This is a genomic window from Kitasatospora sp. NPDC114501, assembly GCF_055633695.1.
This window is the reverse complement of sequence record NZ_JBVKDS010000012.1, coordinates 159,004-183,307: the sequence shown is the minus strand read 5'-3', so window position 1 is coordinate 183,307 and position 24,304 is coordinate 159,004. Positions and strand designations below refer to the sequence as shown.

General features: G+C 73.7%; 20 protein-coding genes. 8 read left to right on the top strand and 12 right to left on the bottom strand.

The genetic code is table 11. The features are described 5' to 3' along the window. Positions 1 to 114: 114 nt before the first annotated feature. Positions 115 to 834: a lysoplasmalogenase gene (locus ACZ7RU_RS23275; protein ID WP_470342857.1), complete on the top strand. Its 720-nt coding sequence runs from the start codon at positions 115 to 117 to the stop codon at positions 832 to 834. A gap of 80 nt (positions 835 to 914) precedes the next feature. Here the strand turns inward: ACZ7RU_RS23275 and ACZ7RU_RS23270 are convergent, their stop codons facing one another. From ACZ7RU_RS23270 to ACZ7RU_RS23240, 7 genes are all read right to left on the bottom strand, one after another. Continuing rightward, positions 915 to 1,538 carry a hypothetical protein gene (locus ACZ7RU_RS23270; RefSeq protein ID WP_470342856.1) on the bottom strand — a complete coding sequence of 208 codons (624 nt, stop codon included), beginning with the start codon at positions 1,536 to 1,538 and terminating at the stop codon, positions 915 to 917. Between the two features lie 165 nt (positions 1,539 to 1,703). Further along, positions 1,704 to 2,546 (bottom strand): exodeoxyribonuclease III, encoded by an 843-nt coding sequence (locus ACZ7RU_RS23265; RefSeq protein ID WP_470342855.1) that lies wholly within the window; start codon positions 2,544 to 2,546, stop codon positions 1,704 to 1,706. A 75-nt stretch (positions 2,547 to 2,621) separates the two neighbouring features. Beyond that, positions 2,622 to 4,412, bottom strand: a complete 1,791-nt coding sequence (ggt, locus tag ACZ7RU_RS23260; protein WP_470342854.1) for a gamma-glutamyltransferase — start codon at positions 4,410 to 4,412, stop codon at positions 2,622 to 2,624. 240 nt (positions 4,413 to 4,652) lie between these two features. Further along, positions 4,653 to 5,759, bottom strand: a complete 1,107-nt coding sequence (locus tag ACZ7RU_RS23255; protein ID WP_470342853.1) for an ROK family glucokinase — start codon at positions 5,757 to 5,759, stop codon at positions 4,653 to 4,655. Then, the gene (locus ACZ7RU_RS23250; RefSeq protein WP_470342852.1) at positions 5,756 to 6,670 is read right to left on the bottom strand and encodes an ATP-binding cassette domain-containing protein; all 915 of its coding nucleotides are present in this window, start codon (positions 6,668 to 6,670) and stop codon (positions 5,756 to 5,758) included. Before ACZ7RU_RS23250 ends, ACZ7RU_RS23255 begins: the two co-directional genes overlap by 4 nt. Then, positions 6,667 to 7,713, bottom strand: coding sequence for an ABC transporter permease (locus tag ACZ7RU_RS23245; RefSeq protein ID WP_470342851.1), 1,047 nt, complete (start codon positions 7,711 to 7,713; stop codon positions 6,667 to 6,669). Before ACZ7RU_RS23245 ends, ACZ7RU_RS23250 begins: the two co-directional genes overlap by 4 nt. Further along, entirely contained in the window at positions 7,710 to 8,729 is a 1,020-nt protein-coding gene (locus ACZ7RU_RS23240; protein WP_470342850.1) for a substrate-binding domain-containing protein, read from the bottom strand. The genes ACZ7RU_RS23245 and ACZ7RU_RS23240 overlap by 4 nt, the downstream gene beginning before the upstream one ends. A gap of 311 nt (positions 8,730 to 9,040) precedes the next feature. Between ACZ7RU_RS23240 and ACZ7RU_RS23235 the strand changes: the two genes are divergently transcribed. Beyond that, a complete protein-coding gene (locus ACZ7RU_RS23235) occupies positions 9,041 to 10,171 on the top strand; it encodes an alpha/beta hydrolase (protein ID WP_470342849.1) in 1,131 nt (376 codons plus the stop codon). Between the two features lie 72 nt (positions 10,172 to 10,243). On the opposite strand, the gene ACZ7RU_RS23230 is transcribed toward ACZ7RU_RS23235, so the two are convergent. After that, positions 10,244 to 11,878: a PucR family transcriptional regulator gene (locus tag ACZ7RU_RS23230; protein ID WP_470342848.1), complete on the bottom strand. Its 1,635-nt coding sequence runs from the start codon at positions 11,876 to 11,878 to the stop codon at positions 10,244 to 10,246. 297 nt (positions 11,879 to 12,175) lie between these two features. Here ACZ7RU_RS23230 and ACZ7RU_RS23225 point away from each other — a divergent pair, with 297 nt between their 5' ends. From ACZ7RU_RS23225 to ACZ7RU_RS23200, 6 genes are all read left to right on the top strand, one after another. Beyond that, positions 12,176 to 13,063, top strand: coding sequence for an FAD binding domain-containing protein (locus tag ACZ7RU_RS23225; RefSeq protein WP_470342847.1), 888 nt, complete (start codon positions 12,176 to 12,178; stop codon positions 13,061 to 13,063). Then, positions 13,060 to 13,548 (top strand): (2Fe-2S)-binding protein, encoded by a 489-nt coding sequence (locus tag ACZ7RU_RS23220; RefSeq protein ID WP_470342846.1) that lies wholly within the window; start codon positions 13,060 to 13,062, stop codon positions 13,546 to 13,548. The genes ACZ7RU_RS23225 and ACZ7RU_RS23220 overlap by 4 nt, the downstream gene beginning before the upstream one ends. Continuing rightward, positions 13,545 to 15,929 (top strand): xanthine dehydrogenase subunit D, encoded by a 2,385-nt coding sequence (pucD, locus tag ACZ7RU_RS23215; protein WP_470342845.1) that lies wholly within the window; start codon positions 13,545 to 13,547, stop codon positions 15,927 to 15,929. The genes ACZ7RU_RS23220 and pucD overlap by 4 nt, the downstream gene beginning before the upstream one ends. Positions 15,930 to 16,187: 258 nt before the next feature. Further along, complete coding sequence (locus tag ACZ7RU_RS23210; protein ID WP_470342844.1) at positions 16,188 to 17,717, top strand: NCS2 family permease; 1,530 nt, start codon at positions 16,188 to 16,190, stop codon at positions 17,715 to 17,717. Between the two features lie 107 nt (positions 17,718 to 17,824). After that, on the top strand, positions 17,825 to 19,021 hold the full coding sequence (locus ACZ7RU_RS23205) for an XdhC family protein (RefSeq protein ID WP_470342843.1): 1,197 nt from the start codon (positions 17,825 to 17,827) through the stop codon (positions 19,019 to 19,021). Between the two features lie 100 nt (positions 19,022 to 19,121). Next, complete coding sequence (locus tag ACZ7RU_RS23200; RefSeq protein WP_470342842.1) at positions 19,122 to 19,415, top strand: hypothetical protein; 294 nt, start codon at positions 19,122 to 19,124, stop codon at positions 19,413 to 19,415. Positions 19,416 to 19,424: 9 nt separating this feature from the next. On the opposite strand, the gene ACZ7RU_RS23195 is transcribed toward ACZ7RU_RS23200, so the two are convergent. The 4 genes from ACZ7RU_RS23195 to ACZ7RU_RS23180 form a co-directional block, all read right to left on the bottom strand. Continuing rightward, complete coding sequence (locus ACZ7RU_RS23195; RefSeq protein ID WP_470342841.1) at positions 19,425 to 20,045, bottom strand: LysE family translocator; 621 nt, start codon at positions 20,043 to 20,045, stop codon at positions 19,425 to 19,427. A 376-nt stretch (positions 20,046 to 20,421) separates the two neighbouring features. After that, positions 20,422 to 22,170 (bottom strand): SDR family oxidoreductase, encoded by a 1,749-nt coding sequence (locus ACZ7RU_RS23190; RefSeq protein WP_470342840.1) that lies wholly within the window; start codon positions 22,168 to 22,170, stop codon positions 20,422 to 20,424. An 8-nt stretch (positions 22,171 to 22,178) separates the two neighbouring features. Further along, positions 22,179 to 23,144, bottom strand: a complete 966-nt coding sequence (locus ACZ7RU_RS23185) for a M24 family metallopeptidase (protein ID WP_470342839.1) — start codon at positions 23,142 to 23,144, stop codon at positions 22,179 to 22,181. Between the two features lie 14 nt (positions 23,145 to 23,158). Continuing rightward, on the bottom strand, positions 23,159 to 24,247 hold the full coding sequence (locus tag ACZ7RU_RS23180; protein WP_470342838.1) for a PDR/VanB family oxidoreductase: 1,089 nt from the start codon (positions 24,245 to 24,247) through the stop codon (positions 23,159 to 23,161). Positions 24,248 to 24,304: the final 57 nt, after the last annotated feature.

The window sequence follows — 24,304 nt, the reverse complement described above, 5'->3', positions numbered from 1 at the left end:
CACCCGTCATCCGCCGCGCCCCGCCGGGGCTACGCGCCGGTAACCGGCCCTTCCGCCGCCGGTCCGGCTCCTCTAGGGTCGGTCCGAAGCAGCGGATCACCGAGAGGCGCACGCATGACCGTCCGTACCACCGACCGCGCCGGCCTCACCGCGCGGCTGCGTTCGGCCACCGGCCTGCTGGGCGGCTTCGCGGCCACCTCGGCGGCGCACCTGGGCGCGATCGCCTCCGGCGCCTCGGTGCTCCGGAACGCCACCAAGCCGGCCCTGATGCCGCTGCTGGCCGCGCACAGCGTGGCGGCGGCCAGGCAGGCCGGGCGGGAGGCACCGAAGCTGCTGGCACCGGCGCTGCTGCTGAGCGCGGGCGGGGACGTGCTGCTCCAGCTGAAGAACGACCCCGCGTTCCTCGCCGGCATGGGCTCGTTCGCGGCGGCGCACGTCTGCTACGTGACGATGTTCGTCCAGCGCGGCGCGCTCACCGACCGCCGCCGGGCCCTGGTGGTCGCTGCCGCGTACGCGACGGCCTGGGTCGCCCTGGTCGGGCAGCTCTGGCCGGACCTCGGGGACCTTCGCGTCCCGGTGGCCGGCTACAGCCTGCTGCTCGCCTCGACGGCCGTCACCTCGGCCGGGCTGGGCTGGCGGACCGGGCTGGGCGGGGCGCTGTTCCTGCTCTCCGACACCCTGATCGCCACCCAGCTGGCGAAGTGGCGGGAGCTGCCGGGCCATCAGTTCTGGATCATGGCGACCTACGTGCTGGCCCAGTACCTGCTGGCCGACGGCACGCTCCGGCACCAGGACCGGGCGCACCGCGAGGGCACCGAGCCGCGGACCGCCTGACACGCCGCCGCGCCGCCGGTCCCGTCGGGCTCCAGCGGCGCGGCACAGGGGGTGCGCCGAGGCGCACGGCGGCGCGGCCGTCAGGCACCGCGCCTGCGTAGCAGCCAGAAGCCGCCGACCCCGCCCGCGACCAGCGCGAGGCCGCCGGCGAGCTCCGCCGGGTCCGCCGCGACGGAGCCGCCGAGGCCGGTCTGCACGGCACCGTGCGGGGCGACCTGCTGGCTGCCGGCGCCGGACTGCCCGAGCGAACCGGCCCACTCCCCCGCCGCCTCACCCCACTCGCCGAGGCTCTTGTCGGGGCTCTTGGCGGGGCCCTTGTCGGTGCCCTTGTCGGGGGTGGTGGCGGCCACCGTGGTGACCGTGACGCTGGTGGCGAAGGCCCCGCCGTCCGGACAGGTGCCGTCGACCTTGCTGTCCCCGGCGTGCTGGCCGGCCAGTCGGGCGGAGCCGCTGTGCTTGCCGTCGGGACCGAGGGTGAGGGTCGCCGGACCTCCCTCGAAGGCGGCGGAGCGGGCGGTGATGGTCTTGGCGTCGGGCTTGTCCGACTTCTCGCAGGAGACCGTGACCGTCACGGTCTGGCCCGGTGCGGCCTGGGACGGGCTGACCGAGGCCGAGCCGTCCCTGGCGGATGCGAGGGGGGCCGTCAGGCCGGTCAGCGCCGTCGCGCCGATCAGGGCGGCGGCGGCCGTACGCATGGGGCGCATGCCGGAACCTCCGGGATTCTCGGGCGCAGCCGGGGGACTCCATGTCCACGTGGTCGATCGACTGCATCCGGTCATTCACCGACGGTAGGCACCCGCCCCGTGCTCGGCCAGCGCTCACGACCGTTCGGGTTACGGCCCGTGACCCGGCGTGACGCCCGCGGGGGCTCAGAGGTCGAGGTCCACCACGACCGGCGCGTGGTCCGAGGTGCCCTTGCCCTTGCGGGCCTCGCGGTCCACGTAGCTGTCGGTGACGGCGTCGGCGAAGGGCTTGTTGGCGTAGGTGAGGTCGATCCGCATGCCCCGGTTCTTGGGGAAGGCCAGCTGGCGGTAGTCCCAGTAGGTGTAGGGGCGGTCGTACTTGAGCGGGCGGGGCAGCACGTCCTGGAGGCCGATCTCGCCGAGGGCCGTCAGCGCGGCCCGCTCGACCGGGGTGACGTGGGTGAGGCCCTCGAAGGCTGCGGCGTCGAAGACGTCCTCGTCGGTCGGGGCGATGTTGAAGTCCCCGAGGACGGCGAACGGGCGGGAGCCGGCCGCGTCCTCGGTGGCCGCCTCGCGCAGCGCCTCCAGCCACTCCAGCTTGTACTGGTAGTGGGCGTGGCCGACCTCGCGGCCGTTGGGCACGTAGACCGACCAGACCCGCACCGGGCCGCAGGTGGCGGCGATGGCGCGCGGCTCCTGCTCGGGCAGCAGGGCGCCGTCGGCGAGGTAGCCGGGCTGGCCGGGCAGGCCGCGCACGACGTCGTCCAGGCCGAGCCGGGAGAGGATCGCGACGCCGTTCCAGCGGCCGTTGCCGTGCGCGGCCGTCTCGTAGCCGAGCTCGCGGACCGCCTCGTACGGGAAGGCGTCGGCCGCGCACTTGAGCTCCTGGAGGCAGAGCACGTCGGGCTTGGCGCTCTCCAGCCACTCCAGGAGCTTGGGCAGCCGCGCGGTGACGGAGTTGATGTTCCAGGTGGCGATGCGGACGGTCACGGCGGGCGGCCTTCCCGGTGGTTCGGTGCGGACGGGCATGCGGACGGGGTGGGCCCGCCCCTCGCGGGGAGACCCACCCCGAACATACCGCCCGGCACCGACAGGCCGACCCGATCAGCGCGCGGGCCGGACCACCGCGGCCGAGCCGCCGCCGCGCCGCACCGGTTCGGCGGCGGCCACCCAGCGGCCGTCCGGCAGCCGTTCCACGCCGGTGGCGGCGCCGATCTCGCCGCCGTTGACGAAGCTGTGTCCGAGGCCCTCCAGCGCGGTCCGCTCGGGCAGCGCCAGGAAGGCCGACTCGGCCTGGGTCGCGGCGCTGTTGCGCTGGCTGGCGCGCGGCGCGGCGATGGCCTGCTCCAGGCTCAGGCCCCGGTCGAGCCGGCCGAGCAGCACCTGGAGGGTGGTGGTGATGATGGTCGCGCCGCCGGGACTGCCGGTGGCGAGCAGCGGCTCGCCGTCGCGCAGCACGATCGTCGGGGACATCGAGGAGCGCGGCCGCTTGCCCGGGCCCGGCAGGTTGGGGTCGGGGACGCCGGGGGCGAGCGGGGCGAAGTCGAAGTCGGTCAGCTCGTTGTTGAGCAGGAAGCCCCGGCCGGGGACGGTGATGCCGCTGCCGCCGGTCTGCTCGATGGTGAGCGTGTACGAGACGATGTTGCCCCAGCGGTCGGCGACCGTCAGGTGGGTGGTGTTGGGGCCCTCGTACGGCTCGGCGACGGTCTGGCCGGTGTCGGCGCAGGGGACCGGGTGGCGCGGGTCGCCGGGGGCGAGCGGGCTGGTGAGCGCGCGGTCCGGGCTGATCAGGCAGGCCCGGGAGGCCGCGTAGCGCTCGGAGAGCAGCTGCCTGGTGGGGACGTCGGTGAAGGCCGGGTCGCCGACCCAGCGGTTGCGGTCGGCGAAGGAGATCCTGGAGGCCTCCAGGAAGTGGTGGTAGTACTGGGTGCCGCTGTACGTCGAGACGTCGCCGCCGTCCTCCAGGATGTTGAGCGCCTCGCCGACGGTGGTGCCGCCGGAGCTGGAGGGGGCCATCCCGTAGACGTCGTAGGCGCCGTGGGAGACGTGGGTGGGCGCCTGGTCGCGGACCCGGTAGTCGGCGAGGTCGGTGGTGTCGACCTTGCCGGGGCGGGCGTTGCGGCCGGAGGCCGGGTCGACCGGCGGGTGCTGCACGGTGTTGACGATGTCACCGGCCAACTCGCCCTGGTAGAAGGCCTTGACGCCGTCCTTGCCGAGCAGCCGGTAGGTGGCGGCGAGGTCGGGGTTGCGCAGCACGCTGCCGACCTCGGGGGGCTTGCCGTTCGGCAGGTAGAGCGCGGCGGTGGCCGGGAAGTCCTTGAACCGGGGGTAGTTGTCCGAGGTCTGGGTGCGGAAGGTGCCGTCCACGACGAAGCCGTCGTCGGCGAGCCGCTCGGCCGGTTCCAGGTTCTGGGCGAGCGAGCGGCTGCCCCAGTGGCGCAGCGCGGCGTCCCAGGTGGCCGGGGTACCCGGGACCCCGACGGCCAGGCCGCTGGTGACGGCATCGGCGAAGGCCAGCGGCTTGCCGTCCTCCAGGAACAGGCCAGGGTCGGCGGTGCGGCCGGCGGTCTCCCGGCCGTCGACGGTGTGCACCCGGCCGGTGGCGTGGTCGTAGTAGACGAAGTACCCACCGCCGCCGATGCCGGAGGAGTACGGCTCGGTGACCCCGAGGGCCGCGGCGGCGGCGACGGCCGCGTCCACCGCGTTGCCGCCCTTGCGCAGCACCTCGATCCCGGCGGCGGTGGCGTCGGCGTCGACGGTGGCCACCGCCCCGCCCCAGCCCACCGCCTCCGGCACCTTCGAGGGCGGCGCCACGGCGCCGGCCGCTCCGGCACCGGACCAGACCAGCGCGGTGGCGAGCAGAAGTGGTGGTGCGAGACGGGTCAGAGCCCTCATCCGGAATCCTCCTGAGTCGGCGTCAACTCAGTTGTTCCACAGGAGGGATGATCCGACAACCACACCGCGCCGCTACCAGCGGGTAGTTGACGGGGCGACACGGGGCGGACAGGCACGCGGGCGGAGGGCGGACAGCTGAGGGCGGACAGCTGACAGGTTTCAGCGAACAGATAACGTCTTCTGTTCGCTGAAACCTGTCAGCTGTTCCCCCCTGCTCCCTCCCCTGCCCCCGCCGTCCCGCTACAGCGCGCTGCGCTCCACCCGCCGCCGCTTGATCGTCCGGAAGCGGCGCGCCACCTGGCGGGCCAGGTCGGCCGCGCCGACCAGGCCGGCCTCGTTGCCGAGGGCGGCGTGCACGATGGCGGCCTCCGGGCGGAAGCCGCGTCCGGTGAGGGTGCGGCGGAAGGTGTCCCGGGCCGGGCCGAGCAGCAGGTCGCCGGCCTCGGAGACCCCGCCGCCGATCACGAAGCGGCCCGGGTCCAGCGCGGCGGCCAGGTTGGCGATGCCGACGCCGAGCCAGGTGCCGACCTCGTACAGCAGCTCGGTCGCGGTCGGGTCGCCGTCCTGGGCGGCCTCGGTGACCAGCGGCCCGGTGATGCCCTCGACCGTGCCGCCCGCCCGGGCCAGCAGCGGCTGCACCACCGGCGACTCCTCGGCGACCAGCTCGCGCGCGTCGCGCACCAGCGCGTTGCCGGAGGAGTACTGCTCCCAGCAGCCCCGGTTGCCGCACGGGCAGCGGTGGCCGCCGGGCAGCACCTGCATGTGCCCGAACTCGCCCGCCAGACCGTACTTGCCGCGGTCCACGTAGCCGTCCCGGACCACCGCGCCGCCGATGCCGGTGCCCAGGGTGAGCATCACCATGTGGTCCTCGCCGCGCCCGGCGCCGAAGCGCCACTCGGCCCAGGCGGCCGCGTTGGCGTCGTTCTCGACGATCACCGGGAACCGCAGCCGCTCGCTGAGCGCCTCCTGGAGCGGCTCGTTGCGCCAGTTGAGGTGCGGGGCGAACAGCACCTTGGAGCGGTCGGCGTCGACCCAGCCGGCCGCGCCGATGCCGACGGCGTGGACGTCGTGCCGGTCGGCGAGCTGGAGCACCAGGTCCACGATGACGTCCTCGACCACCTTGGCGCTCTTGCTCTTGTGCGGCGTGTCCGTGCGCAGCTTCTCCAGCACCTTGCCCTCGCCGTCCACCACCCCGGCGACCACCTTGGTGCCGCCGATGTCGACGCCGATGGTGGGCAGCCGCAGTATCCCGGCGGGCAGGGCGCGGCGGCGGCGCTCGGCGCGCGGGCCGAGGCCGAGCAGGGTGGGCAGGACGGGGGGCCGGGTGCTGCCTTGGGAGCTGGTCACGGCTGCGGACGCTCCTCACGGGGATCGGAATCACGGGCGTCGGAATCACGGGCGTCGGAATCGCGGAAGTCGGCACCGGGCCCGAACTCGCCGGGGCGGGATTCGGGGCCGGTGACGGAGGGCCGGGCCAGCTCGTGCGAGAGCTCGGCGAGGTCGGAGCCGCCGGCCATCTCGGTGGTGAGCCGTTCGAGGCTGATCTCGGCGCGCGGATGGCTGCCCGCCATCCGGCCCCGCTTGAGCAGCGTGAAGTGGTCGCCGACCAGGTAGGCGTGGTGCGGGTTGTGGGTGATCAGCACGACCCCGAGCCCGGCGTCGCGGGCGGCGGTGACGTACTTGAGCACGACTCCGGACTGCTTGACGCCGAGCGCGGCGGTGGGCTCGTCCAGGATCAGCACCTTGGCGCCGAAGTGCACCGCGCGGGCGATCGCCACGCACTGGCGCTGGCCGCCGGAGAGGGTGCCGATCGGCCGGTCGACGTCCTGCAGGTCGATGCCCATCCGCGCGAGCGCCTCGCGGGTGGTGGCGCGCATCCCGTCGGCGTCCAGCCGCAGGCCGCCCCAGCGGCGCATGCCCTGCTCGGAGCCGAGGAAGAAGTTGCGCCAGACCGGCATCAGGGGGACGACCGCGAGGTCCTGGTAGACGGTGGCGATGCCGCGGTCCAGGGCCTGGCGCGGGGAGTCGAGGCGGACCTCCTCGCCGTCCACGGTGTAGCGGCCCTCGTCGTGCCGGTGCAGCCCCGAGATGATCTTGATCAGGGTGGACTTGCCGGCCCCGTTGTCGCCGAGCACGCAGCTGATCTCGCCGGCCCGCAGGGTCAGCGAGACGTCCTGGAGCGCCCGGACGGTGCCGTAGCTCTTGCCGACGCCTTCGAGTGACAGCAGTTCGGCGCCGATGGGAATCTCCGTGCTCATCGCGGCCCCCGTTCGGCCCGACGCTTGACGTAGGCGTTCAGCAGCGCGGCCAGCAGCAGCATCGCGCCGAGGAAGAACTTGAACCAGTCCGGGTTCCACTGGGCGTAGATGATCCCCTTGCTGGCCATGCCGAAGATCAGCGCGCCGAGCGCGGAGCCGACCACCGAGCCGTACCCGCCGGTGATCAGGCAGCCGCCGATGACGGCCGCGACGATGTAGATCAGCTCGTTGCCGACGCCCTCGCCGGACTGCACGGTGTCGAAGGAGAACAGCAGGTGCTGGCCGAGCACCCAGGCGCCGAAGCCGACGCCCAGGTAGAGCACGGTCTTCGTCCGGGCGACCGGCACGCCGACCGCGCGGGCCGCGTCCGCGTCGCCGCCGACCGCGAAGATCCAGTTGCCGAAGCGGGTGCGCAGCAGCACCCAGCTGCCGACGACGAGCAGGCCGAGCCACCACCAGACGGTGGCCTTGATCGTCAGCCCGCCGACGGTCACCTCGGAGGCGAACAGCCAGCGGCAGGCGGCGAAGCCCTCCATGTCGGCGATCGACTTGGTGGAGACGGTGCCGGAGACCGCCTTGGTGACGCCCAGGTTGGCACCGGTCAGCATCAGGAAGGTGCCGAGCGTGACGATGAAGCTGGGCAGCCTGGTGCGGCCGAGCATCCACCCGTTGAACCAGCCGACGGCCAGCGTGGTCGCCAGCGAGACCAGCACGCCGACCCAGGTCACCGCGGTGAACTGGTACGAGACCATCGAGGAGGTCAGCGCGGCGGTGGTGACCAGCACGCCGGCCGAGAGGTCGAACTCGCCGCCGATCATCAGCAGCGAGACCGGCACCGCCATGATCCCGATGGTGGAGGCCGCGTACAGCACGGTGCCCAGCGAGGAGACCCGCAGGAAGGGCTCGGCGGCGGCGGCGAAGACCAGGAAGACCGCGACGGCGGCGATCAGCGAGCCCAGCTCGGGGCGGGCGAGGAACCGCCGCAGGGCCGCCGGACGGCCGTCGACCAGGCCGTCCTGGGCGAGGAGGTCGGGGGTGCTCACCTGGTCCCCCTCGCGACGTACTCGGCGAGCGCGTCGGCGTTGTCCTTGGTCAGGATCTGCGGACCGGTCTCGACGGGCTTGCCGCCACCGAGCATGTTCAGGTTGTACTTGTACAGCCAGACCAGGTCGACGCCCGTGTAGCCCTGGAGGTAGGGCTGCTGGTCGACGGCGAAGCCGACGCTGCCGGACTTGAGCCCGGACACCACCTGCGTGCCCAGGTCGAAGGTGTCCAGCTCGATGCCGCGGTGGGCGTCCTGGACGGCCTGGAGGCCGGTGGCGGCCATCGGACCGGAGAGCGTCAGCACGGTGTCGATGGCCGGGTCGGCCTGGAGCTTGGCGGAGATCGCGGCGCGGGCGTCGGGCATGTCGACGCCGTTGACGTAGAGCACCTGGAAGGCGCCCCCGGCCTTGGACTGGGCGCCGGAGCAGCGCTGCTCCTGGCCGACGTTGCCCTGCTCGTGGATCACGCAGAGCACGCTCTTGCGGCCGCGCGAGGCCAGCTCGGCACCGGCCGCCCGGCCGGCGGTGGCCTCGTCCTGGCCGATGTGGGTGAGCGCGCCGAACTTCTGCGAGTACTCCTGGCCGGAGTTGATGGTGATCACGGGGATGCCGGCGGCCCTGGCCTTGCCGAGGACGTCGGCCATGGCCTCGCCCTTGGCGAGGGTGACCAGCAGGCCGTCGACCTTCTGGTCGATGGCGGCCTGGACGAGCTGGACCTGGTTCTGGGTCTGCGCGTCGTTGGAGTACAGGAACGTGATGTTGTCCTTGGCGGCGGCCTGCTCGGCGCCCTTGCGCACAGTGTCCCAGAAGGCGTCGCCGGCTCCGGCGTGGGTCACCATGGCGACCTTCCAGCGCGGGGTGGTGACGGCACTGCCGCCGGTGGCCGCGGCCTTGGCGCGGGCCTCCTCGGCGCGTCTGCCTCCGGTACTGCTGCAACCAGCCGCGGTGACGGCGAGTGCCAGGACGGCGCACACCGGCCAGAAGCGGTGGGACGGGCGAAAGCGGGTGATGCTCATCCCCATAGTCTCCCTGCCCGGGTCGCGCGGGATCGCACCGCCTCGCCCGGCAGCCCGGACGACCTGGGAGGTAAGGTGCCCCGGGGGACCTTTCCTGGTAGTTCGCTGAACATCTGGTCCGGACGGCATCCGTCCGGGTGGCAGACTAGGCGCCGATCCGAATGGGGCTCATCACGGGAAAGTGATGTTCCTCTCAGGTTCCGCACAGATTCGGACGGCAACCGATCACCGGTCCATCACCGTCTGATGCCATTGACGTGCGTCCGGGCGAGTGGGGCCCGGGCGGCGTGCGACCCGGATACGAGAACTCGATGGAACTGACAGGTACGCCATTCTTCCTCCTCACCGTCATCCTGGTGCCGGTGTCCATCACAGTGGCGTTGCTGTTCTGGGGCAAGGTCGGCGGTCCGCAGCCGGTACGCTACCTCACCCGGATCGTCATGATCATGTTCTGCCAGGTCACGGCCGTCCTGATGGTCTTCGTCATGGTCAACAACGCCAACCTGATCTACGGCAACTGGGACGACCTGCTCGGCACCGGCAACCACGTCCGCGCGGTGCCCGTGGTGCCGCCGGTGGACCCGGCCGCCACCCCGGGGGGCCAGAGCGCCGACGCCGCCAAGGAGCCGCCGAAGATCAAGCAGAGCTTCGGCGGCGTGAACGACCCGCTGGTCCCGAACGACGTGCAGCGGACCGAGCTCAAGGGCCAGGTGTCCGGCGTCGACGGCGAGGTGCTGGTCTGGCTGCCGCCGCAGTACAACGACCCGGCGTTCAAGGACAAGAAGTTCCCCGTGGTCGAGCTGATCCCGGGCTACCCCGGCTCCTCCTCCACCTGGTACGGCACCCTCAAGGTCTCCGAGCAGCTCAAGCCGCTGATGCAGCAGGGGAAGGTCGCCCCGTTCATCCTGGTCTCGCCCCGCACCAAGCTGCTGAACAACCAGGACGCGGGCTGCACCGACATCCCCGGCAAGATCAACGCCGACGCCTGGGTCACCCGCGACGTCCCGCAGATGGTGCTGGACAACTTCCGCGCCGACCCGTCCGCGGACCGCTGGGCGATCGCCGGCTACTCGGCCGGCGCGCACTGCGCGGCCAAGCTGTCGCTGGCCCACCCCAACAGGTACCGGGCCGCCATCGCGATGTCCGGCTACAACGACCCGGCGCAGGAGCCGGACTCCCTGGTCGGCAAGGACGCCAAGCTGCGCGAGGCCAACAACCCGGTCAACATCCTGAAGACCGCCGCGCAGCCGCCGAAGGTCGCCCTGCTGGTCAGCGGTTCCAAGGGGGACGGCTACGAGGACGGCGCGGCGATCCGCGCCGCGGCCAAGGCCCCGACCACCGTCCAGGTCGAGGAGGGCTCCGGCCCGCACACCACCGAGCAGTGGAAGAAGATGGTCCCGACCGCCTTCGAGTGGCTGACCTCGGTCATCCCGGTGCAGTAACGGCCGCGGTAGTACGACGAGGGCCCGCCGCGACCGTGGTCGCGGCGGGCCCTCCGTCCGTCCGGCGCGGCGTCAGGCCAGCTCCAGCGCCAGGTAGAAGTCCACCCGGTCCTCCAGCCGGGAGAGGTCGCGCCCGGTCAGCTCCTCGATCCGGCCGATCCGGTACCGCAGGGTGTTCACGTGGACGTGCAGCTGCCCGGCGCAGCGGGTCCAGGAGCCGTCCGAGCGCAGGAAGGCCTCCAGGGTGCGGACCAGGTCCGCCTGGTGCTCCAGGTCGTACGCGATCACCTTGTCCAGCAGCCGGCCGCGGAAGGCGCGGCGCACCTCGTCCGGGACGGCGGCCAGCAGCAGCACGTGCGAGGCGAGCTCCTCGGGGCCCGCGACGCAGACCCGGCCGACCCGCGAGGCGGCGATCCGGCGGGCGTGCCGGGCCTCCTCCAGGGCCCCGCGCAGGCCGCCGGCCCCGGACGCGGGGGCGGAGACGCCGAGGGTGATCCGGCCCTCCGGGCCGAGTCCGGCCTCCAGCGGGGCGAGCAGTTCGCGCAGCGTGTCGGCGGGCACCGGGACCTCCGGGGCGGGCAGCACCACCACGGCGCCGGTGCCCGTCCCGGCGACCAGGGCGCGGTCGGAGGTGCCGTCGAGCGCCTCCTCCAGCACCGCCCGTACGGTGCCCTCCGGCAGGCCGGTGCCCTCGGCGCTGAGCAGCAGCCAGGAGCCCTCCTCCGCCCGGGACCCGGGCTCGGCGCCCGGGTAGCGGGCGGCCATCGCCGAGGAGGCGTACAGGGTGCGGCCGATCTCGGCCGGGTCGGCGTCGTGGCGCAGCAGGGCGAGCACCTCGTCGGCGAGCCGGCGGCGCAGCCGGCGGCCCTCGTCGCGGCGGTGGCGCTCGGCGGCGACCAGCCGGGCCAGGTTCTCGGCGAGCTGCTGGCGCTTGGTGGTCCACTCGGTGACGTCGCCGGCCACCGCGAGCACCCAGTCGGCCAGCGGGCAGTCGGACCGCGGGGTGTCGGACTGCGGGGCGTCGGGCTCGGCGGAGGCGGAGGCGGGGGCGGGGGCGGGCAGCAGCGAGTAGGTGCCGGCCGCCAGCCGGGCCCGGTGCGGGGGGCGGCGGCGCTGGCGCTGGGCGGCGAGGTGGGCGCGGACCAGCTGGTCGCGGTCCTGGGCGGAGAGCCGGTCCGCGGGGCCGGCGATCACCGCGCCGGTCGGGGCGAGCACCCAGCAGTCCAGGTCGAGGTCGCCACCGAGCAGGTCCAGGACCGCGTCCAGTCCGCCGCCGCCGGCCGCCGAGACCAGCAGGCGGTGCCGGTCGACCAGGGCGGCGAGGTCGGCCGCCCGGTCGGCGGAGACCTGGCGGCCGATGAACTCGGTGACGGTCCCGAAGGCGATGTCGTCGGGGACGGCGAGCAGCGGCATCCGGTGCCGGCGGCAGGCCTCGACCAGGTCCTCGGGCACCGGGCCGACCTCGGCCTCGCCGGCCGCCAGGGCCACCGCGCCGCCGGCCGCGAGGGTGCGGACGAAGCGCTCGGAGTCGGCCGGGACGGTGCGCCAGAGCATGCCGGTGAGCACCAGTTCGCCGCCGTGCAGGTAGCGGCCCGGGTCCTGGAGGTCCGTCGTCATCACGCCGCTGACCTGCCGGTCCAGCTCTTCCTCGGCCGCGAGCAGGCGCAGTCGCGGGGCGCCGGGGGCGAGCAGGTCACGGACGCGCATCCGCGGACTCCTTAACGGGGCTTGGGGGGAGGGATGAAGGGGTAAACGATAGGGCCTGGCCGAGCGGGCGCCCGGGTCCGTAGCCCGCGCATCCGGGCCGGACTACGGTCGTAGGTGGCACCCCGGCGAACACCTGGGCTGCGGGATTCTCCTTCTTAGAGGAACGTACAGGATGCCGGGCGGGCTCACAGCCGGGGCTTCATGCCATCGGTGACTGCCAGTGGGCCGCGTCACAGCGGTTCACTGGGCGACACGCCGCCGGACACCCGGCGGGCGACGACTTGAGGAGACACCCGCATGGAGTTCCTTCGGCCCGCCACCTGGGACGAGGCGCTCGCGGCGAAGGCCGAGTACCCGACCGCGCTGCCCCTTTCGGGCGGCACGGACGTCATGGTCGAGCTGAACTTCGACGTGCACCGGCCATCCGCGATCCTCGACCTGAACCGCGTCACCGAGCTCACCGCGTGGTCCGACGACGGCGGCGTGGTGCGGCTCGGCGCCGCGGTCCCGTACGCCCGGATCATCGCGGAGCTGTCCGGCCCGCTGCCCGGGCTGGCGCTGGCGGCCCGTACCGTCGGATCGCCGCAGATCCGCAACCGCGGCAGCGTCGGCGGCAACCTCGGCGCGGCCTCCCCGGCCGGCGACTCGCACCCGGCGCTGCTGGCGGCCGGGCGGGACGTGTTCGTCGAGGCGGCGTCGGTGCGCGGCACCCGGCTCATCCCGATCGACGACTTCTACACCGGGGTGAAGCGCAACTGCCTGGCGGCCGACGAGCTGATCCGGGCCGTGCGCGTCCCGGTGGCGGACGGGCCGCAGCAGTTCTCGAAGATCGGCACCCGCAACGCCATGGTGATCGCGGTCTGCGCGTTCGGCTTCGCGCTGCACCCGCGGAACGGGACCGTCGGCACCGGCATCGGTTCGGCCGCCCCCACCCCGCGCCGCGCCGTCGAGGCCGAGGAGTACCTCCAGGGCGTGCTCGCCGAACGCGGCCTGTGGGAGTCCGGGGAACCGCTGGGCAGCGAGGTGGTCCAGCGCTTCGGCGAGCTGGTGAAGGCCGCGGCCTCGCCGATCGACGACGTCCGGGGCACCGCCGACTACCGCCGGCACGCGCTCGCCGTGATGGCGCGCCGCACCCTGACCTGGACCTGGAACGACTACGGCAAGCAGATCAGGAGCGCGGCATGAGGGTCACTTTCACCGCCAACGGCAAGCCGGTCGAGGCCGACGACGTGTGGGAGGGCGAGAGCCTGCTGTACGTGCTGCGCGAGCGGGTCGGCCTGCCGGGCTCGAAGAACGCCTGCGAGCAGGGCGAGTGCGGCTCCTGCACGGTCTACCTGGACGGCGTCCCGGTCTGCTCCTGCCTGGTCGCGGCCGGCCAGGTGCAGGACCGGGAGGTGCGCACGGTCGAGGGCCTGAGCGGGCAGGACGGCGAACTAGGCCTGGTCCAGCGGGCGTTCGTCGACGCGGGCGCCGTCCAGTGCGGCTTCTGCACCCCCGGCCTGCTGATGCAGACCGACGCGCTGCTCGCCGACGACCCGCAGCCGAGCGACGACGACATCCGCGAGGCGCTGTCCGGCAACCTGTGCCGCTGCACCGGCTACGAGAAGATCATGGACGCGGTGCGGCTGGCCTCGGCCCGCAAGTGCGCGGGGACGGGGGCTGCGGAATGAGCGAGCGGACGGTCCAGGGTGCTCGGACGATCCAGGGGCAGAAGAACCTCCAGAAGATCCACCAGGCGTCCAAGGACGGCGTCGGCGGATCTCCGCTGCGCCCGGACGGCAACCTGAAGGTCCGGGGCGAGTTCGCCTACTCCTCCGACCTGTGGCACGAGGACATGCTCTGGGGCACGGCTCTGCGCTCGCCGCACGCCCGGGCGAACATCCTCTCGGTCGACGTCTCCGAGGCGCTCAGGGTGCCCGGGGTGTACGCGGTGCTGACGCACGAGGACATCCCCGGCTCCAAGTACTACGGCCTGGAGATCCAGGACCAGCCGGTCCTGGCCATCGACCGGGTCCGGCACCAGGGCGAGGCGATCGCACTGGTCGCCGCCGACCACCCGGAGACGGCCCGCCGGGCGGCGGGGAGGATCGCGGTGGAGTACGAGGTGCTCACCCCGATCGTCACCGAGGAGCAGTGCCTCGACCCGGAGACGTACGGGTACGTGCACGAGCCGCACGAGTACCGGTCCCACGCGCACGGCAACATCTGCCACGAGCAGCGGCTGGTCTCAGGACGCGGCGTCACCGACGAGGTGCGGGCGCTGGCGGACGTGGTCGTCAGCGGCGACTACGAGGTCGGCATGCAGGACCAGGCCTTCCTCGGCCCGGAGTCCGGCCTCGCGGTGCCCGCCGAGGACGGCGGCATCGACCTCTACATCGCCACCCAGTGGCTGCACGTCGACCGGCAGCAGATGGCGCCGGTGCTCGACCTGCCGGAGGAGAAGGTCCGGCTCACCCTGGCCGGCGTCGGCGGCGCGTTCGGCGGCCGCGAGGACCTCTCGATGCAGATCCACGCCAGTCTGCTGGCCCTGCGCACCGGCAGGCCGGTCAAGATCGTCTACTCCCGGGACGAGTCCTTCTTCGGCCATGTGCACCGCCACCCGGCGCGGATGCACTACGAGCACGGCGCCACCCGGGACGGAAAGCTGGTCTACGCCGACGCCCGGATCGTGCTGGACGGCGGCGCGTACGCCTCCTCCTCCCCCGCCGTGGTCGGCAACGCGGCCTCGCTCGGGCACGGCCCGTACGTGATCCCGAACGTCCGGATGCACGCCCTCGCGCTGTACAGCAACAACCCGTCCTGCGGGGCGATGCGCGGCTTCGGCGCGGTGCAGGCGGCGTTCGGCTACGAGTCCCAGATGGACAAGCTGGCCGCCGAACTCGGCATGGACCCGGTCGAGTTGCGGCAGCTCAACGCCGTCTCGCAGGGCGACCGGATGCCCACCGGGCAGGAGATCGACGCACCCGCGCCGGTGGCCGAACTGCTCCGGCGGGCCAAGGGGATGCCGCTGCCGCCGCCGCTGGACACCGGGCACCCGGACGTGCGCCGGCTGCCCGGCGCGCTGTCCAACACCTCGCACGGCGAGGGGATCGTGCGCGGCGTCGGCTACTCGGTCGGCATCAAGAACGTCGGCTTCTCCGAGGGCTTCGACGACTACTCCACCGCCCGGGTGCGGCTGGAGGCGATCGGCGGCGAGCCGGTCGCCATGGTGCACACCGCGGCGGCCGAGGTCGGCCAGGGCGGCGTCACCGTGCACGCCCAGATCGCCCGCACCGAGCTGGGCGTCGAGCAGGTCACCATCCACCCGGCCAACACCGAGGTGGGGTCGGCCGGTTCGACCTCCGCCTCGCGCCAGACGTACATGACCGGCGGCGCGGTGAAGCTGGCCGCCGAGGCGGTGCGCCGCGAGCTGCTCGACCGGGGCCGGCGGCGCTACGGCTGGACCCACGACGACCTGGCGCTGGCCGGCGGCAAGGTGGTCTCGGCCGCGGCCGGCGTGCTGGTCCCCATCGTCGACCTGCTCGGCGACGAGGCGATCGAGCAGACCCGGGAGCACCGCCACCGGCCCACCCAGCCCTTCGACAAGGAGACCGGCCAGGGCTTCGGCCACGTCCAGTACACCTTCTGCGCCAACCGCGCGGTGGTGGACGTGGACGTGGAGCTGGGCCTGGTCAAGGTGGTCGAACTCACCGCCGTCCAGGACGTCGGCAAGGCGCTCAACCCGCTCTCCGTGGTCGGCCAGATCCAGGGCGCCTGCACCCAGGCGCTGGGTCTCGCGGTGATGGAGGAGATCATCGTGCGGGACGGCAAGGTGCGCAACGCCTCCTTCACCGACTACCTGATCCCCACCATCCTGGACACCCCGCCGATCCCGGTCGAGCTGCTCGAACTGCCCGACCCCAACGCGCCGTACGGGCTGCGCGGGGTCGGCGAGGCGCCGACCGTCTCGGCGACGCCGTCCATCGTGGCCGCCATCCGCGACGCCACCGGGCTGGCGCTCAACCGGATCCCGGTCCGGCCGGAGCACCTGACCACCGAACGGCCCGGCTGACGGCCGGAGTTCGGCTCGCCCCGGGGCGCTGACCGACTTCCGCCGTCCCACCGCCCCGGGGCACCCCACCCACCCACTGCCCTGCCCACGCCGGGGCCCGCAGCGGTGCGCACCGCCTCGCACGCCCGCCGGGCACTCCGCTCGCCCCGTCACGCGAGTGCCCCGCCCAGTGAGTCGATACGTCCCCTGCGCCGCTCCGTCGACCGGCGGTCAGGTCGGCTCGCCCACCCCAACCCCCTCTGACACTTGGGAGTGGACATGCCCAGGATCCCCACGGAGCCCGGCCCCACCGACGACAGACCCGCCGACGACCGACCCGCCGACGACCGACCCACCGACGACAGCCCCGCCGAGGACGGCCCCGCCGCCGACCGACCGGTCGGGGACAGGCCCGCCGGCGTCCTGGACGCCTACTTCAGGATCTCGGCCCGGGGATCGACCGTCGCCGACGAACTGCGCGGCGGGCTCACCACCTTCATGGCGATGGCGTACATCATCCTGCTCAACCCGCTCATCCTGAGCGGAGCGGACGCCACCGGCGCCACGCTGGACCACGCCGCGCTGACCACCGCCACCGCGCTCGCCGCCGCCGTCACCACCGTCCTGATGGGCCTGGTCGGCAACGTGCCGCTCGCCCTCGCCGCCGGGCTCTCCGTCTCCGGCGCGGTCTCCGCGCTGGTCGTCCCGCACACCACCTGGGCGCAGGCCATGGGCCTGTGCGTGATCTACGGCCTGCTGATCGTCCTGCTGGTGGTCTCCGGGCTGCGCGAGCGGATCATGAACGGCATCCCGCTGCCGCTCAAGCACGCGATCACCATCGGCATCGGCCTGTTCGTCACGGTGATCGGCCTCCAGAAGGCCGGCTTCCTGCACACCGGCGGCCCCACCCCGCTCTCGCTCGGCCCGGCCGGGGAGCTGACCGGCTGGCCGGTGCTGGTCTTCTGCGTCACCCTGCTGGCGGTCTTCGTGCTGATGGCGCGCGGCGTCCGCGGCGCCATCCTGATCGGCGTCGCCGGTGGCACCGTGCTCGCGATGGTCGTCAACCGGGCCGCGCACGTGCCGGCCGGGGCCTGGCGGAACTCGGTGCCGGTCTGGCCCGGCAGCCCGGTCTCCGCACCGGACTTCAGCCTGTTCGGCCACGTCGACCTGTTCGGCGCCTTCGGCGGCCACGGCATGGGCGCGATCAGCGCCTCGGTCGCGGTGTTCACCCTGGTGCTGGCCGGGTTCTTCGACGCGATGGCCACCATCATCGGCGTCGGCACCGAGGCCGGACTGGCCGACCGCCGGGGCCGGATGCCCGGGCTGTCCAGGGCGCTGTTCGTCGACGGCGCGGGCGGCGCGGTCGGCGGCCTGGCGGGCGCCTCCGGGCAGACCGTCTTCGTGGAGTCCGCCACCGGCGTCGGCGACGGCGCCCGCACCGGACTCGCCTCCACCGTGACCGGCGCCCTGTTCGCGCTGATGCTGTTCTTCTCGCCGATCGCCGGGATCGTCCCGGTCGAGGTGGCCTCGGCCGCCCTGGTCGTGATCGGCTCGATGATGATGAGCCAGGCCCGGCACGTCGACTGGTCCGACCGCGAGGTGGCCGTCCCGGCCTTCCTCACCTGCGTGCTGATGCCGTTCACGTACAGCATCACCGCGGGGGTGGCGGCCGGCGTCGTCTCGTACACGGTGATCAGGGCCGGACTGGGGCGCTGGCGCGAGCCCGGGCCGCTGATGTGGATCCTCACCGCGGTGTTCCTGGTGTACTTCGCGATCACCCCGGTCAAGTCCTGGCTGGGCGTGCACTAGCCGCTCCCGTACCCGACCGCCCTCGGGCGCCACCGCCGCCGTACGGGATCGTTTCCCGTACGGCGGCGTCTCCCGCTACTGTCGAAACCGTGTAAGGAGCCTCCCCCATGCAGGACATCGCCGAGCAGCTGCGGGCCTGGCACGCGTCCGGGCGCTCCTTCGCCGTGGCCACCGTGGTCGGCGTCTGCGGCAGCGCTCCGCGCGAGCCCGGGGCGGCGCTGGCCGTGGACGCGGACGGCGAGGCGGTCGGCAGCGTCTCCGGCGGGTGCGTCGAGGGCGCGGTGTACGAGCTGTGCCAGGCCGCGATCGCCGACGGCCGGCCGGTGCTGGAGCGCTTCGGGTACAGCGACGAGGACGCCTTCGCGGTGGGCCTGACCTGCGGCGGAGTCCTGGACGTGTTCGTCCAGCCGGTGGTGCCGGGGGCCGACGCCGGGCTGGACGCCGGGATCGCCCGCATCGCGGCCGGCACGCCGGTGGCGCTGGTGCGGGTGATCGCCGGGCCGGGCGCGCTGCTCGGGGCCGCGCTGGCGGTCACCGCCGACGGCGCCGACGGCGCGCTCTCCCCGACCCCCTCCACGGTCGGCGGGCTGGAACGGGCGGTCGTCGCGCAGGCCCGGGCGATGCTGGAGGCCGGACGCACCGGCCAGGTCGTGCTCGGCCTGGACGGACGCCCCTGCGACGAGCACGGGCAGGGCGCCGTCACCTGCTTCGTCGAGTCCTACGTGCCGGCGCCGCGGATGCTGGTGTTCGGGGCGATCGACTTCGCGGCCGCGGTGGTGCGGATCGGCAGGTTCCTCGGCTACCACGTGACCGTCTGCGACGCCCGGCCGGTCTTCGCCACCGCCCGTCGCTTCCCCGAGGCCGACGAGGTGGTGGTCGACTGGCCGCACCGCTACCTGGACTCCCAGCTCGGCCGGATCGACGGACGCACCGTGCTGTGCGTGCTCACCCACGACGCCAAGTTCGACATCCCGCTGCTGGAGCGCGCCCTGCGGCTGCCGGTCGGCTACGTCGGCGCGATGGGCTCGCGCCGCACCCACCGGGAGCGCGCGGCCCGGCTGCGCGAGGCGGGGCTCACCGAGGCCGAACTGGCCCGGCTGCGCTCCCCGATCGGCCTGGACCTCGGCTCCCGTACCCCGGAGGAGACGGCGGTCTCGGTCGCCGCCGAGATCGTCGCCCACCGGCGCGGCGGCAGCTGCCTGCCGCTGAGCGCCTCGGACGGGCCGATCCACCACGACCTGTCGCGAACCGACACGGAGGGTGACACGGCCGGAGGGCCAAGACCCAGCACCCACGCGGCCTGAGCCGGAAACGACTCCGGTCCCGCTCACGTTGCGTGGCCACCGGCGCGGCGGGAGGCTGGAGTTGCGGACTCGCCCCGAGCCCGGGGAAGGAGCAGGGATCATGCGTGCCCTGCTGGAAATCGAACTCGACACCCCGACGGGTAACCAGGCCATCAACGACGGATCGATGGCCGAAGGCGTCAAGCAGTCGCTGGCCCAACTCAAACCGGAGGCCGCCTACTTCCTGGCACGCAACGGGCATCGCACCATGATCGTCGTCATCGACGTCCAGGACGAGGCCTCGCTGCCGTCCATCGTCGAGCCGTTCTGGTTGCAGGCGAACGCCAAGGTCGACCTGCACATCTGCATGAACGCCGACGAACTGCTGGAAGGCCTGGGGCGGTTGAGCTCCTGAGCCCCCCGGTCAGTCGCCCAGCGCCAGCTTCACGCCGAAACCCACCACGACCGCGCCGGTCACCCGGTCCATCAGCCGCCGGGCGGCCGGGCGGCGCAGCCATCCGCGCAGCACCTGGGCGAAGCCCACCAGGACGGTCGACCAGAGCAGGCCCTCCACGACGTGCACGCAGGTCAGCGCCACGCCGGCGGCGAAGTGCGGGGCCCCGGCCGGTATGAACTGCGGCAGCACGGCCACGTAGAAGACCCCGACCTTGGGGTTCAGCAGGTTGGTCAGCGTGCCCCGCCGCCAGCCGTGCGCGAACCCGCCGTCCTGCGGCTCCTCCTCCACCGCCACCTCGCCGCCCCGGTTGCGCAGCATCCCGACGCCCAGCCACACCAGATAGGCCGCGCCCGCCCAGCGCAGGACCTCGTACGCCACCTGCGAGGCGGTCAGCAGCGCCGTCACCCCGGCCGAGGTCAGCGTCCCCCAGACCAGCGTCCCGGTCTGGATCCCCAGCACGACCCCCCACGCCTGCCGGCGGCGCCCCAGCGCGGACGTCCGCAGGACCAGCGCGGTGTCGAGCCCGGGCGTGAGCGTGAGCAGCCCCACGACGAGGGCGAAGGACCACAGGGCGGTTGTCATCTCCATGGGCCGGATGCTCTCACAGCCCCGGGCGGCGCCGGCTCGGGCGAGGTCGGTCCGCGGTATCGGACGGGACGACCCACGGGCTCGGCTGGCCGGTGACGGCGGCGATCATGTCGTGGTCGCCGTCGTAGTGCAGGACCGTGGCGCCATGGCGTTCGGCGGTGGCGGCGATGACGAGGTCCTCAAGGGCGGCGTTGACAGCGGCGGCCTTGGTCGTCGTACCGAGGATCTCGGCAGCCCCGGCCAGCAGGCGTCGTCGACGTCTATCACCGTACGGGCCACGGTCGGCCGCCCGAGGCGGAGTAGGGCCTGCGATATCAATGCCGAGCCTGTCCGATATCGCAGGCCCCTATGGCCCGATCAGTCGATGTCCACCCGGTCAGGTGACGTTGAGGCGGGCGGCGAGGCGGAGGAGGCCGGGGCTGAGGCGGGAGAGGAAGCGGGCGGCCTTGGCCTCGGGGGTGACGGGGACGACGGGCCTGCCGGTGCGGACGGCGGTGAGGATGGCGCTCGCGACCTTCTCCGGCGGGAAGCCGCGGCGGGCGTAGAGCTTCGCGGCGCGGGCCTGCTTGGCGGCCTGCTCGGTGGAGGTGGTGGCGGAGAAGGTGGAGGTGCGGGTGATGTTGGTGTTGACGATGCCGGGGCAGATGGTGGAGACGCCGATGCCGTGGCCGACGAACTCGGCGCGCAGGCAGTCGGAGAGCATGAACACCGCGGCCTTGCTGGTGGCGTAGGCGGTGAGCGCCTTGGAGGGCAGGTACGCGGCGGCGGAGGAGACGTTGACGATGTGGCCGCCCTGGCCGCGGTCGGCCATCAGGGCGCCGAAGGCGCGGCAGCCGTGGATCACACCCCACAGGTTGACGTCCAGGACCCGCTGCCACTCCTTCTCGGTGGTCTGCAGGAACGTCCCGGAGTGGCCGATGCCCGCGTTGTTGACCATCACGTCGGGCACCCCGTGCTCGGCGGCGACGGTCCGCGCGAAGTCGTCCATCGCGGCGCCGTCCGAGACGTCCACCCGGTAGGCGTGCGCCTTCGGGCCGATCAGCGAGGCCAGTTCGGCGGTGCGCTCGGCGGCCGCGAGGTCGAGGTCGCAGACCACCACCCGGGCGCCGTCCTCGGCGAAGGCCAGCGCGGTGGCCCGGCCGATGCCGCTGCCGCCGCCGGTGACCACGACCAGCCGGCCGTCGCCCTCCGCCGGTCGGGCCTGTCCCGCTTCGACGCGGGCGGTGAACTCGCGGACCAGTGCGGCCACGGTGGCTCCCTTCTCCAGCAGCGCCGACCAGTGGCCGGCGTGCAGCGTCCTGCGGGTCAGGTCGGGCACCCAGCGCTCCAGCCCCTCGGAGAGGTAGGTGCCGACGTACCGGTCCCGGGTGAGGGTGATCAGCTGGACCGGCACCTCGGTCGGCCGCTCGCGCGGACTTCCCAGGGTGGGGCGGAAGTTGGCCCGGTACAGCTCGATGCCGCGGACCGCGTCGCGGCGCAGCGTGGGCTGCGGGTGGCCGGCGCGCGGGCTGACGTGCTCCAGGTCGCGCAGCACCCGCGGCCAGGCCCGGGCGAGGCCGAGGCGCCAGATGCCGGGGGCGAGGTAGGGCAGGTGGAAGGCGGTGATGTACCAGGAGTGCAGGCCCTGGTGCAGCAGTTGCCCGAGGTGGCGCGGGGTGGGGCGGCGCAGCCGGTGGCGCAGCCAGTACCCCATGTGGTCCAGGCTGGGGCCGGACAGGGTGGTGTACGAGGCGATCCGGCGTTCGGCACCGGGGGCGGTGACGGCCTCCCAGGACTGGATCGAGCCCCAGTCATGGGCGAGCAGGTGCACCGGGCGGTCCGGGCTGACCGCGTCGGCGACGGCGAACAGGTCCTCGGCGAGGTGCTCCAGGCGGTAGCCGGACCGGTCGGCGGGGGCGGCGGACTCGCCGGCGCCGCGCACGTCGTAGCGGACCACGTGGTGGTCGCGGGCGAGGTCGGCGGCGATGTCGTCCCAGACGACGTGGGAGTCGGGGTAGCCGTGCACGAGGAGGACGGTGGGGGCGTCCGGGTCGCCCTGCTCGAAGACGGCGAGCGGCAGGCCACCGGAGTGGACGGTCCGGCGGCGGACCGGGGGCACCGCCGGGGGCTCGGGCCGGCTCGTCATCGGGCGTGTCATCGGGTGGCCTCCAGGGTGGTCGGCTCGGCGGTGGTGTGCGCGCCGGTGGTCGGCTCGGCGGCGGCCGGCTCGGCGGCGGCCGCGGTGGCCGTCGGGGCGGTGGCCGTCGGGTCGATGACGGTCTGCTCGGTGCCGGCGGTCCAGCGGCGGACGTGCGGCAGGTCGTCGTCGAGCCAGTAGGCGTCGTCCTCGGTGACCACCAGCAGCTCCTCGAACTTGATGCCCACGCCCCGGAAGCCGATGTGCGGCTCGACCGCCCACAGGCCCGGGGTGGGCGCGTGCCGGGACGCGCGGCCGTCCGCCCAGAGCGGCGAACGGCCGTGCAGCCGCTCGGAGACGAGCTCGCGGCCGAGCGTCTGGAGGGTGCGCACGCCGAAGCCGAAGACGTTCACCCCGGCCGGACCGCGCGCGGTGTTGCGGGTGACCTGGTGGCCGATCACCCGGCCCGGGTAGACCTGGTGGCGGTTGTCGTAGCCGTGCGCGGCGATCTGGGCGTCCACCGCGGCGTACACCTCGGCGAGCGGCCTGCGGGCCCGCACCTCCTCGAGGATCAGCTCGCGGTAGACCTTCAGGTCGGCGGCCAGGCGGTCCCACACCCGGTTCTCGCCGACCTTGCCGCCGTAGCCGATGTCGGCGGTGTAGCCGTCCACCACGGGCGCGCAGTCCAGCACGTACGGCATGCCCTCCTCCAGGCGGCGGTTGCCGGCGAAGAACTGGAGCGGGGTGTGGAAGTGCCGGAACGCCGTCCGGTCGCCGAACCAGGCGAAGGGGACGTGGAAGAAGTCCTGCACCCCGGCGGCGACCAGGCGGCGGCGCAGCTCGGCGGTGGCCTGCCGCTCGGTGACCCCGGGTTCGATCCAGGCCGCGACCTGTTCGGCGCAGTGGTAGGCGAGCTGCTGGGTCTCGCGGAAGCGGGTGAGGTCGCGCTCGGTGTAGCGGAAGGTCGGGGTCGCTTTCGCCATGGCAGGGGCTCCTTCTAGAGGTCGAGCACGAGGGTCTCGCCACCGGCGGCCCGGGAGACGCAGGGCAGCAGGGCGCCGGCGGCACGCTGCTCGGGGGTGAGGCGGCGGTCCCGGTGGTCGGGCGGGCCGGCCAGCACCCGGACCTCGCAGGTGCCGCAGAAGCCCTGGTGGCAGGAGTACGGGAGGTCCGGGCGGGCCTCGCGCAGCACGTCCAGGGCGGAGCGGTCGGCGGGGACGTCGAGGGTCGGACCGTCGGTGCCGAGGCGGACGGCGAACGGCTCGCCGTCGGTCACCGGGGCGGCGCCGAAGCGCTCGAAGTGCAGGGAGACGGCCGGGGAGTCGTCCAGGGCCCGCTGCACGGCGGTGAGCATCGGGGCCGGGCCGCAGCAGTAGACGGCGGCGCCGCGCGGGGCATGGTCGAGCAGTTCGGCGCCGGTGGGGACCCCGCCGTGCTCGTCGTCGGTGCGCAGCACCACCCGGTGCGGGTCGAGGGCGCGCAGCTCGTCGGTGTACGGGAGGGTGTCGGCGCTGCGGCCGACGTGCACCAGGCGCCAGTCCAGACCGTACCGCTGCGCCTCGCGGGCCATCGGGAGCAGCGGGGTGATGCCGATGCCGCCGGCCAGCAGGAGGACGGTGGGCTCGGCGCAGAAGGCGAAGCCGTTGCGCGGGCGGCGGGCGGTGAGCCGGGTGCCGGGGTGCAGGGCGTCGTGGACCTCGACGGACCCACCGCCGGCCTCGGGCAGCCGCCGGACGGCGATGCGGTAGGCGGCGCGGTCGGCTGGGTCACCGCTGAGGGAGTAGTGGCGCTCGCGGCCGGAGGGCAGGACGAGGCGCAGGTGGGCGCCGGGCTGCCAGCCGGGCAGCGGACCGCCGGAGGGATCGGCCAGGCGCAACTCGACGACATCGGCCGCCAGTTGGCGGCGCCCGGCGACGACCAGCTGGAGCGGCGGGGTGGGGCGGCTGAGCGGGCGGCGGGGGTTGCGGCGCAGCAGCGGGCCGCCGAGGGCCGGGGAGTAGCGGTCGCCGAAGGCGGTGAGCCGGCGCATGAAGCCGTCGGCGCGGGGGCGGCCGTAGAGATCGGGGGGCGGGGTGAGCAGGTCCATCCGGCGGGGTCCTTGGGCGTCGGGGGGCGGGGCGGAGGGGTGACAGCTGACAGGTTT

Bases quoted from the DNA above. Each gene is read 5' to 3' on its own strand.
- ACZ7RU_RS23205 (WP_470342843.1), top strand. From the start codon at position 17,825: ATGCAGGACATCGCCGAGCAGCTGCGGGCCTGGCACGCGTCCGGGCGC.
- ACZ7RU_RS23265 (WP_470342855.1), bottom strand. From the start codon at position 2,546: ATGCCCGTCCGCACCGAACCACCGGGAAGGCCGCCCGCCGTGACCGTC.
- ACZ7RU_RS23180 (WP_470342838.1), bottom strand. From the start codon at position 24,247: ATGGACCTGCTCACCCCGCCCCCCGATCTCTACGGCCGCCCCCGCGCC.
- pucD (WP_470342845.1), top strand. From the start codon at position 13,545: ATGAGCGAGCGGACGGTCCAGGGTGCTCGGACGATCCAGGGGCAGAAG.
- ACZ7RU_RS23250 (WP_470342852.1), bottom strand. From the start codon at position 6,670: ATGAGCACGGAGATTCCCATCGGCGCCGAACTGCTGTCACTCGAAGGC.
- ggt (WP_470342854.1), bottom strand. From the start codon at position 4,412: ATGAGGGCTCTGACCCGTCTCGCACCACCACTTCTGCTCGCCACCGCG.
- ACZ7RU_RS23270 (WP_470342856.1), bottom strand. From the start codon at position 1,538: ATGCGCCCCATGCGTACGGCCGCCGCCGCCCTGATCGGCGCGACGGCG.
- ACZ7RU_RS23235 (WP_470342849.1), top strand. From the start codon at position 9,041: ATGGAACTGACAGGTACGCCATTCTTCCTCCTCACCGTCATCCTGGTG.
- ACZ7RU_RS23200 (WP_470342842.1), top strand. From the start codon at position 19,122: ATGCGTGCCCTGCTGGAAATCGAACTCGACACCCCGACGGGTAACCAG.
- ACZ7RU_RS23230 (WP_470342848.1), bottom strand. From the start codon at position 11,878: ATGCGCGTCCGTGACCTGCTCGCCCCCGGCGCCCCGCGACTGCGCCTG.
- ACZ7RU_RS23185 (WP_470342839.1), bottom strand. From the start codon at position 23,144: ATGGCGAAAGCGACCCCGACCTTCCGCTACACCGAGCGCGACCTCACC.
- ACZ7RU_RS23190 (WP_470342840.1), bottom strand. From the start codon at position 22,170: ATGACGAGCCGGCCCGAGCCCCCGGCGGTGCCCCCGGTCCGCCGCCGG.
- ACZ7RU_RS23220 (WP_470342846.1), top strand. From the start codon at position 13,060: ATGAGGGTCACTTTCACCGCCAACGGCAAGCCGGTCGAGGCCGACGAC.
- ACZ7RU_RS23195 (WP_470342841.1), bottom strand. From the start codon at position 20,045: ATGGAGATGACAACCGCCCTGTGGTCCTTCGCCCTCGTCGTGGGGCTG.
- ACZ7RU_RS23275 (WP_470342857.1), top strand. From the start codon at position 115: ATGACCGTCCGTACCACCGACCGCGCCGGCCTCACCGCGCGGCTGCGT.
- ACZ7RU_RS23240 (WP_470342850.1), bottom strand. From the start codon at position 8,729: ATGAGCATCACCCGCTTTCGCCCGTCCCACCGCTTCTGGCCGGTGTGC.
- ACZ7RU_RS23210 (WP_470342844.1), top strand. From the start codon at position 16,188: ATGCCCAGGATCCCCACGGAGCCCGGCCCCACCGACGACAGACCCGCC.
- ACZ7RU_RS23225 (WP_470342847.1), top strand. From the start codon at position 12,176: ATGGAGTTCCTTCGGCCCGCCACCTGGGACGAGGCGCTCGCGGCGAAG.